At 42.6% G+C, this 18,538-nt stretch carries 16 protein-coding genes; 2 read left to right on the top strand and 14 right to left on the bottom strand.

The window, feature by feature from the left end; all coding sequences use genetic code 11:
• Positions 1-23 precede the first annotated feature (23 nt).
• Both CSV74_RS02635 and CSV74_RS02630 read right to left on the bottom strand, forming a co-directional pair.
• The gene (locus CSV74_RS02635) at positions 24-2,288 is read right to left on the bottom strand and encodes a DEAD/DEAH box helicase (RefSeq protein ID WP_099690461.1); all 2,265 of its coding nucleotides are present in this window, start codon (positions 2,286-2,288) and stop codon (positions 24-26) included.
• Positions 2,281-2,658 carry a YppE family protein gene (locus CSV74_RS02630; protein ID WP_099690460.1) on the bottom strand — a complete coding sequence of 126 codons (378 nt, stop codon included), beginning with the start codon at positions 2,656-2,658 and terminating at the stop codon, positions 2,281-2,283. The genes CSV74_RS02635 and CSV74_RS02630 overlap by 8 nt, the downstream gene beginning before the upstream one ends.
• 201 nt (positions 2,659-2,859) lie before the next feature.
• Between CSV74_RS02630 and recU the strand changes: the two genes are divergently transcribed.
• Both recU and CSV74_RS02620 read left to right on the top strand, forming a co-directional pair.
• On the top strand, positions 2,860-3,471 hold the full coding sequence (gene recU, locus CSV74_RS02625; protein WP_099690459.1) for a Holliday junction resolvase RecU: 612 nt from the start codon (positions 2,860-2,862) through the stop codon (positions 3,469-3,471).
• 24 nt (positions 3,472-3,495) lie between these two features.
• A complete protein-coding gene (locus CSV74_RS02620; RefSeq protein ID WP_099690458.1) occupies positions 3,496-6,180 on the top strand; it encodes a transglycosylase domain-containing protein in 2,685 nt (894 codons plus the stop codon).
• Positions 6,181-6,228: 48 nt separating this feature from the next.
• Here the strand turns inward: CSV74_RS02620 and CSV74_RS02615 are convergent, their stop codons facing one another.
• The 12 genes from CSV74_RS02615 to bshA all read right to left on the bottom strand — a co-directional run bounded on the left by CSV74_RS02615 (position 6,229) and on the right by bshA (position 18,526).
• Positions 6,229-6,564 (bottom strand): YpoC family protein, encoded by a 336-nt coding sequence (locus tag CSV74_RS02615; protein WP_099690457.1) that lies wholly within the window; start codon positions 6,562-6,564, stop codon positions 6,229-6,231.
• Entirely contained in the window at positions 6,561-7,208 is a 648-nt protein-coding gene (gene nth / locus CSV74_RS02610; RefSeq protein WP_099690456.1) for an endonuclease III, read from the bottom strand. Before nth ends, CSV74_RS02615 begins: the two co-directional genes overlap by 4 nt.
• 8 nt (positions 7,209-7,216) lie before the next feature.
• Positions 7,217-7,924: a DnaD domain-containing protein gene (locus tag CSV74_RS02605; RefSeq protein ID WP_029053013.1), complete on the bottom strand. Its 708-nt coding sequence runs from the start codon at positions 7,922-7,924 to the stop codon at positions 7,217-7,219.
• 44 nt (positions 7,925-7,968) lie between these two features.
• Positions 7,969-9,162: a pyridoxal phosphate-dependent aminotransferase gene (locus tag CSV74_RS02600; protein ID WP_233190732.1), complete on the bottom strand. Its 1,194-nt coding sequence runs from the start codon at positions 9,160-9,162 to the stop codon at positions 7,969-7,971.
• A gap of 38 nt (positions 9,163-9,200) precedes the next feature.
• Positions 9,201-9,680 (bottom strand): cell wall elongation regulator TseB-like domain-containing protein, encoded by a 480-nt coding sequence (locus CSV74_RS02595; protein WP_099690454.1) that lies wholly within the window; start codon positions 9,678-9,680, stop codon positions 9,201-9,203.
• Positions 9,681-9,752: 72 nt separating this feature from the next.
• Positions 9,753-12,524 carry an ATP-dependent DNA helicase DinG gene (gene dinG, locus CSV74_RS02590; RefSeq protein ID WP_158231731.1) on the bottom strand — a complete coding sequence of 924 codons (2,772 nt, stop codon included), beginning with the start codon at positions 12,522-12,524 and terminating at the stop codon, positions 9,753-9,755.
• A 389-nt stretch (positions 12,525-12,913) separates the two neighbouring features.
• On the bottom strand, positions 12,914-13,297 hold the full coding sequence (gene panD, locus CSV74_RS02585) for an aspartate 1-decarboxylase (protein ID WP_099690452.1): 384 nt from the start codon (positions 13,295-13,297) through the stop codon (positions 12,914-12,916).
• The gene (panC, locus tag CSV74_RS02580) at positions 13,290-14,171 is read right to left on the bottom strand and encodes a pantoate--beta-alanine ligase (protein WP_369823677.1); all 882 of its coding nucleotides are present in this window, start codon (positions 14,169-14,171) and stop codon (positions 13,290-13,292) included. Before panC ends, panD begins: the two co-directional genes overlap by 8 nt.
• Positions 14,168-15,007, bottom strand: coding sequence for a 3-methyl-2-oxobutanoate hydroxymethyltransferase (gene panB, locus CSV74_RS02575; RefSeq protein ID WP_029053020.1), 840 nt, complete (start codon positions 15,005-15,007; stop codon positions 14,168-14,170). Before panB ends, panC begins: the two co-directional genes overlap by 4 nt.
• A gap of 246 nt (positions 15,008-15,253) precedes the next feature.
• Entirely contained in the window at positions 15,254-16,237 is a 984-nt protein-coding gene (locus CSV74_RS02570) for a biotin--[acetyl-CoA-carboxylase] ligase (protein WP_029053021.1), read from the bottom strand.
• A complete protein-coding gene (locus tag CSV74_RS02565; protein ID WP_099690451.1) occupies positions 16,215-17,390 on the bottom strand; it encodes a CCA tRNA nucleotidyltransferase in 1,176 nt (391 codons plus the stop codon). The genes CSV74_RS02570 and CSV74_RS02565 overlap by 23 nt, the downstream gene beginning before the upstream one ends.
• Positions 17,387-18,526, bottom strand: coding sequence for an N-acetyl-alpha-D-glucosaminyl L-malate synthase BshA (gene bshA / locus CSV74_RS02560; protein ID WP_099690450.1), 1,140 nt, complete (start codon positions 18,524-18,526; stop codon positions 17,387-17,389). The genes CSV74_RS02565 and bshA overlap by 4 nt, the downstream gene beginning before the upstream one ends.
• Between the last annotated feature and the right edge of the window lie 12 nt (positions 18,527-18,538).

Genomic DNA, 18,538 nt, shown 5'->3' with positions numbered 1-18,538 from the left:
AAGTGATTCGCTTCGACTCGTTTTCACTTTGCCAACTCTGCTAGTAAGCTATGTGCACGATGTTTATTATTCGTCTGGCCTGCTTCCTGCGCTCCAATACAAACGGGACAGCCGTATTCACAACGACATTCCGCTACATGGTCCGCTGCAAGCATTAATAAATCTTTCCAGCGGCTGTAAATGTTTTCACTCAAACCAATCCCACCTGGATAGCTATCATAAATAAAGAATGTCGGCCGATCCATGTGAATCGCTTTCACTTGCGGTACGACATGGATATCACTTCGATCACATTTGATGAATAGCGGTACCAGTGATTGAATTGCATACGCTGCAGCTGTCATCGCGTCAGTCAAGTCGGATTTCTCCCAATCTTCAGGTACATCGAACGTTAACCACGTGCCTGACGTATGCATTTCTTCAGCAGGCAACGAGATCGGACCTGAACCAATATTGTCATGCGTATCAAATTTAATTTTCTTGAAAATTGTCGGAATGGCGAGTACCGCTAAGTCTCCATAAGCTAGCGTACGCTCCCCATCTTCCATTCGCTTGTCTTCACTGATGACTTTCAGTTCAACCGCGAGATTTGCATCGGTGAAATAATCTACATCGACGACGGTAACGTACGCTTTCTTTTCTTCCCAATCCAGTTCCTCTACTTGATACTGCGTTCCTTGATGTAAATAGATCGCCTCTTCATGCAACAATGTCATCGCACTGAAGCGGTCCATCTCCCCAATGACGCGAGTTTCTTTCGGAAATGACTGGTCAATGATAATGACGTTTTCTTGTGATGCGGAACGTAAACTGATTTCTCCAGCGGGAAAACGATCCGTCATCCAATGCCATTTATCTGATGTTTGTAACAACACACCTTCACTTTGCAAAAATGCCAGTAATTCCTGTACTTCAAATTCACCATATGTCTCAGTAGAGCTAAATGGTAGTTCGAATGAAGCGCATTTTAGATGATCCATCAATATCAGCATATTGTCCGGATGAATATGGATTTCTTCCGGCTGCCTGCCGAGCAAATATTGCGGATGTTGAATAATATATTGATCAAGCGGCATCGATTGCGCTACATAAATGATCAGCGCGTCTTCCTGGCGTCTACCCGCCCGACCTGCTTGTTGCAGTGCACTCGCAATATTTCCCGGGTAACCTGTCATGATACATGCTTGTAATTGGCCTATATCAATACCAAGTTCCAGTGCATTTGTACTGACGACAGTGCGAATATCACCATTTTTCAGTCCACTCTCGATGGTTCTACGTTCTGATGGTAAATAGCCTCCACGATAGCCCATTACAGTCTTATCGAATAATTTTTTCTTTGTTAGTTCTTTCATATACGTTACGAGCATTTCTACGCGCACTCGACTTCGCGCAAAAATGATCGTTTGAATATGCTTCTGATATAAAAATGCGCCTAAATCACGAACCTCAAGCACTGCACTTCTCCGTATGCCAAACACATCGTGGACAATTGGTGGGTTATAAAAAACAAAATGTTTCTTGCCGCGTGGTGCTCCGTTTTGGTCAATCAACACCATATCTTTATTCGTCAGATTATCTGCCAATTCCTTAGCATTTGAAATCGTTGCGGACGTACAAATAAAAATTGGGTCACTACCGTAAAATCGACAAATACGCTGTAACCTTCTTAAAACATGCGCCACGTGACTGCCGAAAACACCTTTATACGTATGGAGTTCATCGACCACGATATATTTCAAATTCTCGAACAATGAAATCCATTTAGTATGGTGAGGCAATATCGCAGAGTGGAGCATATCTGGGTTGGTTAAAATAATATGTCCGGATTTTCTAACTTTGGTCCGCAAGCCAGGTGCGGTATCTCCGTCGTAAGTGTGACTTAAAATCGTTTCGCCACTCGCTTCAATTAAATCATGCAAATCCGCTAGCTGATCTTGAGCCAATGCTTTCGTTGGAAATAAATACAGTGCACGCGATGATGGTTCATCCAAAATCGACTGCAATACTGGCAGGTGATAGCATAATGATTTCCCTGAAGCAGTCGGAGTTATGGCCGTAATCGAGTGACCTTCACGCACTTTGTCAAATGCTTGTCGCTGGTGACTGTATAACTGCGAGATTCCCTTCGTTGCCAGCGCTTTACGAATCGACGCATGCAAGACGGGAGGAAAATCCGCCATGACGGCCTCTTGCTCTTTAAGCGTCTCGATATAGGCGATATTCGGCCCAAAGCGTGAGTCAGCGAATAGTTCTTGAATGGTATCGGGTATACTATGTTTATTCATTCACATGGCCCTCTCCTCGGTCTGCGTTCATCGCGTCCAAAACCGTTTGCAAAGTATAGCGTGCTGCACGGATAGATAGAATAAAACGCTTTTTTCCAGTCGCTTTGTAGAAAGACTGTACGACGAATTGAGTCATGGAATCTTTTAACGAATCCACTTGCACTTCATGCACATACCGTGGCTTTTCCTTCTGTATCCACACCTTCATCTCTTCGGCCCACTGCGCGATCGCCTGGTGACTAACATCGGCATACGGCTTCACTTCTTCAAAGAAATCTGGTTCATGATCCGTCTCTCGCATATGATAAAACCGCTTTTCACATTCATCACAAATTGTCAGCAATAACTTTGTGTCTTCTATCTTGCTCATTTATATAAAACTCCTTTAGTATTCATTGTGATAAAACATCTTATCCTTTATTTTATCAGATATTCAACTACAGCTCCACTTTCTACGAACAAACATTCCAAGCCGTCACGAATTTGACTACTTTTAACTCGTTGGAAACTTTCTTTTTGGTAACTCGTCTAATAGTCGGTATGATATGATGTAGAGTACGAGGTGGTCACATTGGCGATACGTTATCCAAACGGAAAAAAGTTCAATCCTTCCGTGTCTTCTACGAAAAAGAAAACATATGACTACTCCTTCAGTAATCGGGGTAAATCATTAGAAGACGAACTCAACGACACAAATGAATACTATTTGGCACATGGTCTTGCCGTCATCCATAAAAAGCCGGTCCCCATACAAATCGTCAATGTTCGCTATCCTGCAAGAAGTGCTGCAGTGATCACTGAAGCGTATTTCCGTACGCCTTCGACAACGGACTATAATGGTGTGTGGAATGGATATTATGTGGACTTTGAAGCGAAGGAAACGAAAAATAAAACTTCATTGCCACTGCAAAATATTCATATGCATCAAGTGCAGCACATGAAGCAAGTAATCGACCAATCCGGACTTGCTTTTTTTATTGTGAACTTTACATTGTTAGATCGATATTTCTTACTGCCATTCGAGGAATTTTATCCTTTGTGGCAGCGCATGGAAGAAGGCGGAAGAAAGTCCATTACGCTTTCTGAAATAGAAGAACGATCTATCGAAATCAATACCGGTTTTCATCCACGACTAGATTATATACAAGCCGTGGCGGATTGGCTCAAGCGCAAGACAGATTAATGAAAGCGAAAGGCAGGAAATATTATGAGTGATAACATAAACTCGAGAACGGCAAGAAGGAAGAAACAAGTGACGGAGCAACCAAAGCGTCCGCAAAAAAAGCTCCCTACTGAATTATGGAAGAAAATACTTCTAGGAATTGCGGCGCTTTTCCTTTTAGTGCTAGTTGGTGGGGCTTCTTTATTTGCTTATTATGCAAGTACAGCACCCGACTTAGATGAAGAGTTGTTGAAAGATCCCCTCACCTCTAACTTCCTAACAAAAGACGGCGATATATTCATGAAGTTCGGTGCAGAGAAACGGGAATTCGTGCCATATGAGGAAATCCCCGAGCAAATGAAAGATGCGATTCTTGCTACGGAAGACGTTCGTTTCTTCAAGCATGGTGGGATCGATTTTTATCGTCTTGGAGGAGCGGTAATTGCTAACTTCCGCAGCGGTTTTGGATCACAAGGTGCTTCGACATTAACACAGCAAGTCATCAAAAACTCATTCTTGAAGAATGAAAAAACGTTGAAGCGTAAAGCACAGGAAGCTTGGCTTGCGCACAAGTTGGAAAAAGAATATACAAAAGAAGAAATTTTCGAGATGTACTTTAATAAAGTTCTCATGTCAGGTACTCGCTACGGTATCGGCACAGGCGCAAATTTCTTCTACGGTAAAAAAGTAGGCGAACTGGACTTACCTGAAATGGCCATGCTAGCGGGTATGCCACAGTCTCCAAACGGCTATAATCCGTTTAAACATCCAGAACGTGCAGAAAAGCGTCGTAATATTGTACTAACACTTATGGAACGTCATGGCAAAATCACTACTGCTGAAATGAATGAAGCGAAAAAAGTTCCAGTCACTTCTACTCTATTGGCTGAAGAAGATCGTGAAGTGTTCGGTAAATACCCAGCTTATGTAGATGCGGTGCTGGATGAAATCGAAGCAGCTGGTTTCACCGATCTCTTATCTGAAGGAGTTACCGTACAAACTGCTTTAGATCCGAAAGTACAGGAAACAGTAGAAGCCGCAATCAATGATCCAAGCTATTATGAATCGGATGAAATGGAAGCCGGTATGACGGTGTTGGATACAAAAACAAGTGCGATCGTTGCCATTGGCGGCGGACGGAATTACTCGGGGCGAAACTTGAATTTTGCTGAAGTCAAACGTGCACCGGGTTCTAGTGTTAAGCCCATTTTATCGTATGGCCCGGCTATTGAAGAACTAGATTGGTCTACAGGCCAAAAGGTAGTGGATGAACCTTACAGTTATAAAGGTTCAGGTACAGCGATCGGTAACGCAGATGGAAAATTCCTCGGTACATTGACTATGCGACAGGCACTGTATTGGTCCAGAAACATACCGGCAGTCAAGACCTTTGAAAAAGTAGGACCGAAGAAAGCCGAAGCCTTTGCTAAGAAGCTTGGGTTTACGTACAAAAATATAGATTCTTCCAATGCGCTTGGTGGCGGGGATGAATTCTCCACAGTGCAAATGGCAGGTGCTTATGCTGCTTTCGGTAATGGCGGTATTTACACCAAACCCCATGCTGTTAAAAAGCTTATATTGCGTGATGGCAAGACGGAAAAGAATTTACGTCCGGACCCTGTAACGGCAATGAAAGATTCCACAGCTTACATGATTACAGATGTATTACGTGATGTACTTACCGAGTATGAAGCAACAGGAACTCGAGCAAATATTAGCAATATGGACATTGCAGGAAAGACAGGTACAACAAATTATTCTGCTGATAGAATGAAGAAAGATAATATGAAAAGTCATTATGTACCCGATACGTGGTTCACAGGCTATACAACGGAGTACACTATTTCTACTTGGGGAGGTTACGGAAATTACTCACCGATTAAGACCTATGACCAAGGACGCTACGTACCACAAAATCTATTCAGAACTGTGATGAGTAGCATTGCAAAAGATCCAGGGACATTCGTACAACCAGACTCAGTCGAAGAAGCGGCAATTGTCAAAGGTAGCGACCCGATCATGCTTGCCAGTTCATTCACTTATAGTAATCTCGTCAGTAATGAATTATTTGTCAGAGGTACATTACCTAAAAAAACATCGATTCCTGAAAAAATTTCCATTCCAAGTCCGGATGGATTAACTGCACAATTCGATGCAAATTCCAATACGGTTCAATTACAATGGAATTATGATGTACCAGATAAATACAGCAGTCTCGGAAGTCCTACATTCAACGTAAGTGTCTCTGTTGATGGTGGTGCAGCACAAAGTATCACGACGACATCCGATAAACAAACGACATACTCTGGTGTGGAATACGGTAAGAACTACACATTCTATGTCAGTGCCAACATGGGCGGGTATACAAGTGGCTCGGCTACAGCTTCCCTTTTGATAAAAGGCGCTGATGAACCGGTTATTGAAGATGAGCCAATCGTTGAGCCCGATGAAAACCCAGATGATCAAAATAATATTGAAGATGAGCCATCAGACACTGACTCAAGTGACGGCAATGACTCCGATAATGAAGATCCAAATCAATCGGAACAAGACGGCTCGAACAATCAAGATGGCAATAACTCCGCTAATGACCAGAACAACCAAGACCAGAATCAGGACCAAAATCAAGGTCAGCCTAACCAAGGACAAGGAAATCAGGGGAACCAAGGGAATCAAGGACAAAACCCTAACGATGCCGGTGAAACGTCATCTGACTCCTCTTCCAATTAAAAAAGAGCGATTTTACACGCAAACTACGTGTAGAATCGCTCTTTTTATTTATTGTTGAACGCGTAACCGCGCTGCTTTCTTTTTCATTTCATCATATAGCATGGTTAATTGAATGACAGCATAATGACTGTTTTTTTGATGTTTAATGAACTCGATTCGTTCTTCGTAATTATTTGGCTCAAGTACATGATGCCGTGTGCCTGTGTGTGGATTTTCCACCTGTTCACTTTGCTCAATTAACGATTCGAGCTGAATGATGGCCGGCTGTATTAATTCCAATTTACGCGAATCTTTTACAGCGTATGCATTTTCCAATTCAGGTTTTTGCTGATCCCATATATCGAGTACTTGTTGTACGTTTTCCTTTAATTGTTCATACGTCATTTCACTTTCATCCTTTTTCGGCCTTCGCGGCATAAATCCAATAACGGACATTCTGGACAGTTGGGATTTTGCGCTTTGCAATGATAGCGACCAAAGAAAATCACTTGATGATGAGTCTGAGTCCACAGTTCCATCGGTGTCCACCGCATGATTTTTTCTTCCACATCAATCGGGCGATCTTTCCAGCGATTCATACCTAGTCTCTTTGCTACGCGTTCAACATGCGTATCGACAGCTAATGCCGGCACGCCGAACGCATTCGACACGACGACATTGGCTGTTTTCCTACCCACACCTGGCAGCGTCATCATGACATCTCGATTAGGAGGTACTTCCCCACCAAACTCTTCAATCAATCGGAGGCTAAGCGCTTGGATATTTTTTGATTTATTACGGAACAAACCGATCGAACGTATATCTTGCTGTAATTCCTCAATAGGTACCGCCAGATAATCTTCTGGTGTCTCATATTTCTTAAACAGCTCTGCAGTCACTCGGTTGACTAACACGTCCGTACATTGTGCAGATAAAAGTGTCGCAATCAGCAATTCAAAAGCGTTCTTATGAACGAGTTCACAATGGGCTTCAGGAAACATCTCGTCGAACGTTTGCAGGCATGTTTGCCATTGTGTTTTTGTCAGCATCGTTTCACCTACTCCCGTTCTTCGAGCCAATTATAGAAAGGCACATCTTTAACCGCTGTTTTCACTTGCGGTGTTGTTGCTATCGTTGTTGGACGAAACGCTTTCGTTTGTTTTTCAACATCACGCATCGTTTTAACATTTTTCTTTTTCCATTCAAATAAAATTCGGTCTATGTAGCGCAAACTCATTTTCTGTGCTAATACGGCTTCTCTTAATGCCGCGCGAATAATTTCAGTTGAATGACCATCTTTATCAATCCACATACCGATTGTTTCAAATTCCATAGGGGATAAGAAGCGGCCGAATTCTTGCTCGAACAACGAGAAGATTTCTCCCTCTTCTTGCTTGACTACTTCTTCTTCGGTTTCCATCGATTGTTTTTCGACTTCATCTATCAATCGTTTCCATAAAGGATAAAAGGAAAATTGCTCATGCAATACTTTATTTTCATCGGTACTTTGCTCAATAGAAAACAATCCTTTTTGCATCATACGTTGCAGACAATTCGTTACCTCTTTCTCTTGCAGTTGCATACGATTCGCGATATCGGTTGGGGTGGGAAAATAGTTTCCCGCTCCTTGAAATGCGATTAAATGCAATAATACCATGGCGTCACTATCTGAAATCAGCAGTTGTTTATAATGTTGAAAAAAGAGCTGAGAAATAGAAACATTTCCCTGCTCCATCCAAATTTTCAGCCGCTCATCTTGTTGCATATTTGAAACTTCCTCTCATCAGCAACTTATCGGTTGCTTCTGTTTTACGCTTTCCAATGATCTCTTACAAATTGATCGATACGTGCAATCCCTTCTTCCAACTGATCGATTGATGTTGCGTAAGAAAGGCGGATTGTCGTATCAGAACCAAATCCAGTACCTGGAATGACCGCTACTTTAGCTTCTGTCAATAATGCTTGTGCAAAATCATCTACGTTTGCATAGCCCGTTTTCTTAACTGCTTCCTGTACGTCAGGCAATAGATAAAATGCACCTTGTGGCTTCAATACATCAAAACCTGGGATAGCAGAAAGTTTAGGGTACGCCTGATTTAAACGGGATTCAAAATCTTTTCGCATGACTTCTACAGTGTCTTGAGATCCGTTATATGCTTCAATTGCTGCATATTGTGAAGTCGTCGTCGGATTGGATGTAGAATGGCTTGCAAGATTCGTCATCTCGCCAACTACTTCTTCATCACCTGCGATATATCCTATTCTCCAGCCTGTCATTGAATGGGATTTCGAAACACCATTAATAATGAATGTGCGGTCTTTTGCATCGTCTGAAAGCTGCGCAATCGATACATGTTCTTTCCCATCATAAACAAGCTTCTCATAAATTTCATCTGAAATGATCCATACATCTTTTTCACGGCAAACTTCCGCAATCGCTGTGAGTTCTTCTTTCGAATAAATCATACCTGTTGGATTACCCGGTGAGTTGATGATGATGGCTTTTGTTTGATCTGTGATGGCATCTCTAATTTGCTTGGCTGATACTTTGAACTGCTCTGCAGCTGTCCCTTCAACGAACACAGGCGTACCTTCTGCAAGTTTCACTTGTTCAGGATAACTGACCCAAAATGGCGAAGGAATGATCACTTCATCGCCTTTATTAAGCAGCACTTGGAAGAGTGTATAAAGCACGTGCTTCGCTCCAATACCGACCAACACTTCCTTGCGCGTATACGTCAATCCTTGATCTCTTTTCAATTTGTCAATTATGGCATCCTTTAGTTGCGGAAGACCACCCGCCGGAGTATATTTCGTCTTCCCATCCTTCATTGATTGATACGCTGCTTCTAAGATGTTTTTAGGCGTATTATAATCCGGTTCGCCAGCTCCGAGTCCGATCACATCGATACCGGCTGCCTTCATTTCTTTTGCCTTCGCTGTAATCGCTAATGTTGTAGATGGTGATAAAGTATTTACTCTGGACGCTAATTGCTTTTTCAAATTGACCGCTCTCCTTTTAGTCCTAATTCCATTTTTCTCTATAATTTTGAAATTCGCTTTAACCATTTTCCATCGGCAAAATTTAGATACGCGTAGTTTAAGAAATCCTCGTCATCCAGATAACTGACTTCCCAAAACGGGGTGTCATTTTCCATACCTAATGAGGCATTGAGGACTTTTTTAACATTCTTCTCTTTTTTTACGATGTCCGTGGCTTTCAGCTTAGTAATACCATCTTTAATGGATACAGCTTTCAGAATCTTCGTCGTCTTTTCTTCCACAAAGATGATTTTTTCATGGTTATTTTTATCTGTACCATAGACGGTAATCCATGACACCTTCCCATGAAAATGATCCATCTTATCTACTTTTTCAAGAACGTTATTTGCCAATACGGCTTCTTTCGCTACTTTTTCAGATGCAGCAAACGGTTTCTCTGCTTGATAGAAAACGATACACGTAATCGTGAATCCGAGCGCGAGTAAAAATAGGAATAGAAACTTAATCCAGTTGAGCATAAGTGCCACTTCCTATCGAATGAACCGCTGATTTTTTTCGATTCATTTTCTAACCTGCTTTCTTTTTGTACATCAATCATTATAACAATTTTCGATCTCGTTAACTAGACCTTCCAAAGATACTTTTTTTACTGATGACGTAGGTAAAGCCTGTAAAAAGGATGTACCGTAGGATTTCGTATCTATGCGTCGATCCAATATGATGAAGAATCCTTGTTCATCTGATGAACGGATCAATCTACCAAATCCCTGTCTGAAACGCAGTATAGCTTCCGGTAAACCCAGATGGATGAATGCATTTTTATGCTCCGCTACTAAAGCCTTTGAACGAGCTTTAAATAAAGGTTCCTCAGGTGAAGTAAACGGTAAACGAACGACTACCACTGCCGATAATTGTTCACTCGGTACATCGACACCTTCCCAGAAGCTTGTCGTGCCGAATAATACGGCTTTCTTTTGCTGTTTAAACGTCTTCAGCAACTTATGACGGCTTCCGGAGCTGACACCTTGTGCAATGAGCATGTATTCCTCTTGTAATGACTCGCTGTCGATTACCGCTTGATGCGTTTTCTTCAACATGTCGTGAGACAAGAACAATGCAAATACGCGTCCTTCAATCGCAACCGCTGTTTGAATTAACGCGTCTGCCACCGCTTCGATGTACTCTTCATTTGAAACTTGCTGAATATCAGGCATATCTTCCACGATCAAAGTATGAGCACCTTCATAGAAGTTTGCTGGAGCATCAAATGTGTACAGCGGCACGCTGGAGGGCAATCCTGCCTGGTCTAGTACGAAGCGGTCCTGTTGCCCTGCGGTTAACGTTCCGGACGTCCAGACGATGCCTGCCTCTTCCTCAAACGTATCCACAAAATCACGGATCACTTCTGAACCGTTTACAGGACTTTTCTTGATCTGTAAACTACCAGGCAAACTTCGACTGTCTTTCTCCATCCAAATGGTCGTGTTTGATTTTGGCTGTTCCAAAAATAATTCAATCCACTCGCCAGCTTTGATTTTCATTTCATTGACCCAATAAAACCATTCATTTAGTGCTGCTTGCTCATGTAATGTCAATTCATTCGACAAATTTTGAATGGGCATTGCATAGTTTTCGGTTACACTAATATATTCATTCATCTTACGTAACACTTTGTCGAAAATTTCATTCGACCGCAGACGTTTGGACAATGGCTTCACCGTTCTTGTCGACTGCTTATTGTCATAATTCGAGTTGGAATTCATCAGTACAAGCATTGACTCATCGAATGCGAACATGAATTCATTGAATGACTGTTGAAGCCGTTCAGTAGAAATTTTATGATTGAAACGAAATCGTTTTAAGATATCTTGAATATCAAACAATAGTTGGCAGCTACTTAAGCCGTTCAACTGACTCATTACATATTTCCATTTCGTATAGGAAAACACTTGTTGGTGCGTCCGAATTGCCGCTTGATTCATTTGGTGGGCTTCATCGATCACTAACCCACTGATCGAATGAAACAACGGATCATAACGTTGCTGGTCGTTCACCAACATCGAATGATTCGTTAATAGCACCATCGACTGCTGACAGTTCTTTAATGTATGCGTATAAAAGTCCGCCACTCGTTCGTCCTTCTTCACCCGCATCGAACGCTTACGGATGCGGTCGATAAACAGCTGACCGCCACCTGATACATTGACCTCGTCTAAATCACCAGTAGTCGTTTCTGTTAACCAAACCAATAACTGCATGATGGTAATCGAATCGTCATACACTTCATCATTAAAATGCAAGAGTTCCTCAAATTTCCCGAATGAAATATAATTCGCCATGCCTTTAACCACAGTCGTTGGAATGGTCATTTCCAAAGCTTTTTCAAGCTTCTGGACTTCTTCTGCAAGTGTGTCGACCAAGTGGTTGGTATAGGTACTAATGACAACAGGCTGCTTCGTTTCATATGCGCGAATTAAAGCAGGCACTAAATAACCGATCGTCTTGCCAGCGCCTGTTGGAATCTCCACAGCGATTTGCTTTTTCTCAACAAAAGCTTGCCATGTCAAATCCATTAACTGTGCTTGACCTTCTCTAACGTGATAAGACGGATGAATTTTCTGCATGATGCGATCTTTTGCCATATTATCTGCAGGAAATTCTATCGGTTCCGGCCATGATGTAGTGGTTGGTTTTGATTTCAAATACGGGATTCCGCGAAATAGCGCATAGTCATTGGACGTTTCCTTTCCACGTACATGCTTAAGCGCTTCATAAAATAATGTCGATACATCAGATTTCATTGCGAATGAACGCTCATGCATACGATTCAACGTCTCTTTAGGCAAGTTTTTAATTTTCTTAATGGCCTTCAACAAAAACAATGCGGTCGCTTCTGCATCATCGTCCGCACGGTGAGCTTGCTTTAACGAAATATTTAATGATTCGGCAATATCCTGCAAACGATAGCCAGGTAAAGTAGGATACATAATCTTCGCCAATTCTACAGTATCAATGGTCTTGCCGTGCCATTTTGACACACCACAACGAACCAGTTCTTTTTGAAGAAAGGATACGTCAAAGTCTGTATTGTGCGCGACAAAAATACATCCCGCAAGCAAATCCGCCACTTCTTCCGCAATCTTTTCAAAAGGAGCAGCATCCTTCACCTCTTCATCACCAATGGACGTCAGTTGGTGAATAAAAGGCGGAATCGGGCGCTGCGGATGCACGTAACGCATATATGTATCTATTATTTTATTATTCTCAATAAAAACAATTGCAATTTGAATGATCCGATCCCCATTTGAAGGCGAATGACCAGTTGTTTCCAAATCGACAACTGCATATTTGCTTGTAGACATACCATCATCAACTTCCTCTTTGGTTTCTAATGCAAATTGTATCACACTTACCATGACGACTCACGTCTTGCATCGGCGTTAATGGGAAGAAAAAAGAAAGGGCTAGTTGGAAAGTGGTTCGGGATCGAAGCTCCAGCTGGGGGACGCTTTCCGGGAGGCGCAATCCCAAGGAGTCACCCCAGCTGGAGCTTCTACCCTACCTTGAAAGTGGTGGGACTTGTTCCACTCACTGTAGTTAGTATGGTAATCATTCTTATCTTTGAACTTGGTTAAGTCTAAGTTCAAATTCCTGTAAATCCTAATTACAATCCCCACCCCAACAGCCTATTCCATGTTTTCATTAAACAAACCCCCATTTGAATAACTCTCAAATGGGGGTTCAGTACTCTTTAGAATATAGCGACGCCTGGCTTTTCCGTGATAACTTCCTTCACACCATTCTGCTCATCCATGATCAACACAGTCGGCTGATGAGTACGAGCCTCTTCATCTGACACGTACACATAAGAAAGAATGATAACAATGTCACCCGGCTGCACAAGACGTGCTGCAGCTCCATTGACACAAATTACTCCACTGCCTGGCTCTCCTTCGATAATATACGTTTCGAAGCGGGCACCGTTATTATTATTGACGATCTGCACCTTCTCATTCGGCAACATTCCGGCAGCCTCTAATAGCGCTCCGTCGATTGTAATACTTCCTACGTAATTCAAATCGGCTTCCGTAACAGTAGCACGGTGTAATTTTCCATTCATCATCATTCTAAACATTTTTCTCATCCTTTATAGTTGACATAATAATATTATCTATCAATCTTGCGTGAGTAAATTGTACTGCTGCCGCCAAGATTACTTCATCAGTATCATCGATATTCTCTTCCAATGACGGATACGCAAGTACGTCGACATAATCAATCGTACCGGATGTTTCTTCTTCAATCGCTTTGCGCACAATCTTCGCTACTTCTTGCAGTGGAACGCCTTCATAATAACTGCGTTTCCCCTGAGAGAGTGCACGATAGATTGCACTCGCTTCATTTCGTTCATGTTCAAGTAATCGCACATTACGTGAGCTTTTCGCAAGACCGTCTTCTTCACGCACAGTAGGTACACGTGCGATCGATGTGCGAAGATTAAAGTCTTGTACAAACGTTTCAATAATCGCTAGTTGCTGCGCGTCTTTCATTCCAAAATACGATTCATCCGGATCAACAATGCTGAATAACTTCAACAGCACTTTCAACACTCCGTCGAAATGCCCTGGTCTTGAAGCTCCGCAAAGGCGTGCTGCTTGTTCGCCAGGCAAAATACTAATGCCGCTCTTGCGAGGATACATTTCATCAACAGAAGGGATAAATAAATAGTCAACTCCTGCTGTGGAAGCCAGTTCTGCGTCGTGTTGCTCATCGCGTGGGTATGCTTCGTAATCTTCTCCCGGGCCAAACTGCGCAGGATTGACGAAAATACTCATGACGACAATATCATGGTCTCTTCTAGCTTCTTCTACCAATTCCATATGACCTTCATGAAGGAAGCCCATTGTCGGTACGAAACCTACAGTGCGTCCTTCACGTTTTCTTGGATTTAGAATATTTTTCAATTCGGCGATCGACCGGACAATTTGCATGGTGGCACTAGCATTCATAGCGTCTTGCCTCCGTACAATGCTTCGAGTTCTTCTTCCTTCATCGTAAAGCGATGGCTTTCAGAAGGGAATGATCCGTCCTTAACTGCCAAATTATAAAGTCTCATCGCACCTTCGATATCTTTACCTACTTCCGCGTAGCTTTCGACGAATTTCGGTAGTTTATGATTGCCGTAGCGCACCATATCGTGGAATACAAGTACTTGGCCATCTGCTTCAGCACCCGCACCGATTCCGATGATAGGAATAGATACTGCCTCCGCAACTTCTCTCGCCAATTGGAAAGGAATACATTCCAGTACAATCATAAACGCACCCGCCGCTTCACAAGCTTTAGCATCTTCAATCAACTGTTTAGCTGCAGCGGCCGTCTTCCCTTGTACTTTATATCCGCCACTAACTCCAGCTGACTGCGGAAGCAATCCTAAGTGTGCACATACTGGCATGCCAGCTGTCGTCATCAACTTGATTTTATCAATAACTGCTCCACTGCCTTCGACTTTCAGTGCATTCGCAGACGTTTCCTGGAATAAACGTAAAGCATTCTGTAACGTGGTATCAGCAGATCCGTGATACGTACCAAATGGCATGTCTACGATAACGAAAGTATCTTTCGCGCCTCGTCGAACTGCTTTACCGTGGTGACTCATCTCATCAAGCGTTACATGTGCTGTCGAATCATAGCCTAGCACGACCATACCAAGAGAATCTCCGACAAGAAGTACATCAATTTCCGCTTGTTCTGCAATTTGCGCTGTCGGATAATCATATGCGGTCAGCATACTGATCTTTTCACCATTTGCTTTCATTTTCGAAAAATCTGTTGTAGATTTCATTGTTCATCTTCTCCTTTACGTCTGATTTCAGCAGGCGTTTGGTAGGCAAAAAAACCAAAAACAAAACCCTACTGATCCAAATTTGGACAGAAGGGTTGCGTAAGCGTTTCATCATGCTTCCTCCGTCCCTGTCTAAATAGATCAAGGCAGAACTTGTATATAATTCATTTGCCAAACAGGTGCAGCTCTCAAATCGATACCGCCCTATGCGTACACTATATCAAAACAGTAAGTTTATGTATAGTTTTAATTCTTAATTTCAATGTCTGCGGAATAAATTCCACGTACAGTGCCGTCTGCAAGTTGTAGTTCTAGCATACCATCATGGGAAATACCAAGTGCAATACCTTCAACCGTTTCATGGACCATGCTCGCCTTGATGTTCTTACCCGTTATCGCAGCATAGCTCTCCCATAAAATTTTAATCGGCGCAAATCCTTTTTCGACATATAAGTCTGTATATTGTTCAAGATACTTAAGAATGGCCGCCACTAATTGTGCACGGTCAATCATTTCCCCTTTTTCAATGCGTAATGAAGTCGCAATCATTTGCAGTTCTTCAGGGAAATCAGACTGCTGCTGATTGGCATTGATCCCCATCCCTAAGATAATCGCTTTGACGCGGTCGGGATCGGACTGAAGCTCTGTCAGGATACCTGTCACCTTTTTGCCATTGATTAAAATATCATTTGGCCACTTAATAACTGGTTGAATATCCGCCACTTCTTCAATTGCTCGAACAATTGCAACCGCTGCAACCAATGTCAGTTGCGGTGCATATTGAGGTGCCAAATCAGGACGAATGATCAGACTCATCCAAATTCCCCGATTTGCTTTTGACGTCCAAGGTCTAGCCAAACGTCCTTTGCCGGCTGTCTGTTCTTCCGCAATAACTAACGTGCCATCTTGCGCTCCGTTTTGCGCGTCTTCATGTGCAATAGTCTGTGTAGTAGGCACGGTTGTGAAATATTTAATGATCCGACCATAGCGTTCGGTCGTTAAATATTCAGTGATATTCCCTTGATTCACCAAATCGGGTGCATCGATTAAGTAATAACCTTTTTTACGCTGTGACCCGATTTCATAGCCCTCTTCTTCAAGTTCTTTAATATACTTCCAGATCGCTGTGCGCGAAAGACCGAATTCATCGGCAATATCTTGTCCAGATATAGGCTCACCTTGTGCGGCAAACAACCGTTTCAATAATTCACTTTTCACGGGAGATTTCATTTATAAACCATTCCTTTATCGCCAGTGCGTCATTTTCAATTTGTCCGTAGACAACTGCTCGTTCAATTTTCATAATCCAATCACTTGTCCATTTGCCACCACTTTTTCCTGACCATTTCAATAAGTCGTTCCCAGTGAAAGCCAAGTCTGTGCGTTGCAAAATCGGTAATTGGTTTTTATGTTGTTTAATTTGCTGATTGCTTATTTCATGACCTTCATGATTCGTACAATAGATTTTTTCCACTACTTCCAGTACGTCAGTTGGAAAGCTATAGAAATCCCATGGATCAAACGCCCGTTGTGTACGTATAGCGAGAGCTTCTTCACACTGTTTCAGAAAACGTTTTTCCTCATTAGATAATTTGAAGTACCTAGCCAGTTCTGTTGCTGTCGTATCCGTTACTGCTAGCATCGCCGCGAAGCCATGGCGCGCGTGAAGAAATGGTGTATAGCAATCCAGTGAATCAAACGCTGCAAACAACTCGGGAAACCGTTCTGGCAAACCAATTTCACGTCCGTAATGAAACGCTCGAGAAGGATTCTGCCCTTGAAACAATTTATCCATTTCTGTTTTGATCCGTTCAATCGCAACATGACGCAACGAAGGAGCCAATGTTTCCATCGTATGCAATGTCTCTGACTCAATTTCAAAATTCAGGACAGAGGAAAAACGCAAAGCGCGGAAAATACGCAGTGGATCTTCCTTCAAACGTTCTCCAGGGTTTCCGACGGAGCGAATGATCTTTTGCCTCAAATCCTTCAGTCCATCAAATACATCAATCAATTCTCCGTCCACTGTCATAGCGAGTGCATTGATCGTAAAGTCACGGCGTTGCAAATCCGCTTGCAATGACGGTACGACGGGATGACGAAGGTCGCTGTATGTAGCTTCTGGACGGTATGTCGTCACTTCAATCGGCTCACCATGCATCAACACAAGGATCGTACCGTGTTCAATGCCTACATCAATTGTGTGTCTAAACACTTCTTTGACTTGATGTGGTGTGGCGGAAGTCGCAATGTCTATATCCAACGGCTTTTTACCAAGCTGGGCGTCACGAACTGCACCACCAACAAAGACGGCTTCATAGCCTGCCGCGTGCAATTCTAAAATTACTTGCCGGCTCGCTTCAGAACCGAATGAAGTTGTCATTTCATCGCCGCCACTTCATAATATAATTCTTCATATTGCGTTACGATTGATTCGGAACTGAAATCTTTTTGTACCGTTCGCATAGCATTTCTTTTCATTTGTTGATGTAAATTGGGATCATTCAGCAGCTGTGTCACACGATCAGCGACGGCTTGTACATCGCCTAGTTCTACTAAGAATCCGTTGACCCCGTCTTCCACAACTTCTGGGATCCCACCGATCGCATTTGCTACAGCTGGCACTCCACAAGCAAACGCTTCAAGCAGCACGAGACCGAATGCTTCTTTTTCAGAAAGCAGCAACATCACATCACTGATGGATAATAATTCCGGCAAATCATCACGCTTCCCTAGGAATAAAATATCATCTTGCAATCCATTATCCTTAACATATTTCTCCAAATCAAATTTCTCCGGGCCTTCACCCACTAACAACAATTTGGCTTTATGTCGCTGATCTAGCAAACGGAAACTTTCAATAATATCGGGAATACGTTTGACTTTACGAAAGTTAGATATATGGATTAGGACTTTTTCATCTGGGGCAATACCGAGTTCTTCCCGAAGGTGTCCCACTTCACGTGGATAATACTTTTCTTCATCGATGAAGTTATAAATCGTTCGAATTTCTGTCGTCGGTTGCAACAACTCGATCGTTTCATTGCGTAATGAACGAGATACAGCCGTTACACGATCGGATTTATTAATACCATAAGACAATGTATTTTTTAATGCAGGGTCGTGACCGAGAATCGTCACATCGGTGCCATGTAGGGTCGTGATGATACCAATAGATGATTGCGCCATATCTTTCGCCAGAATAGCAGAAATTGCGTGTGGCACTGCGTAGTGGACATGCAGCAAATCCAGCTGTTCCGATTGGATGACTTGCGCGATGCGGTTAGCAAGGGCAATGTCATACGGAGGATACTTGAATACTGCATATCCTTCAATCGTCACTTCATGAAACTGGATATTCGGGTGGATATCTAAAAATCGAAATGGTTTACTCGATGTAATATAATGCATCTCATGACCTTTAGCTGCCATTTTAAGCCCCAACTCCGTCGCCACTACACCTGATCCTCCGAGTGAAGGATAGCAAATGACACCTACTTTTAATTTTCTTTGTTGCATACATTAACCGCC

Source organism: Sporosarcina sp. P19, from assembly GCF_002743165.1.
Classification (GTDB): Bacteria; Bacillota; Bacilli; order Bacillales_A; family Planococcaceae; genus Sporosarcina; species Sporosarcina ureae.
This window is presented reverse-complemented; position numbering and strand designations above follow the sequence as displayed.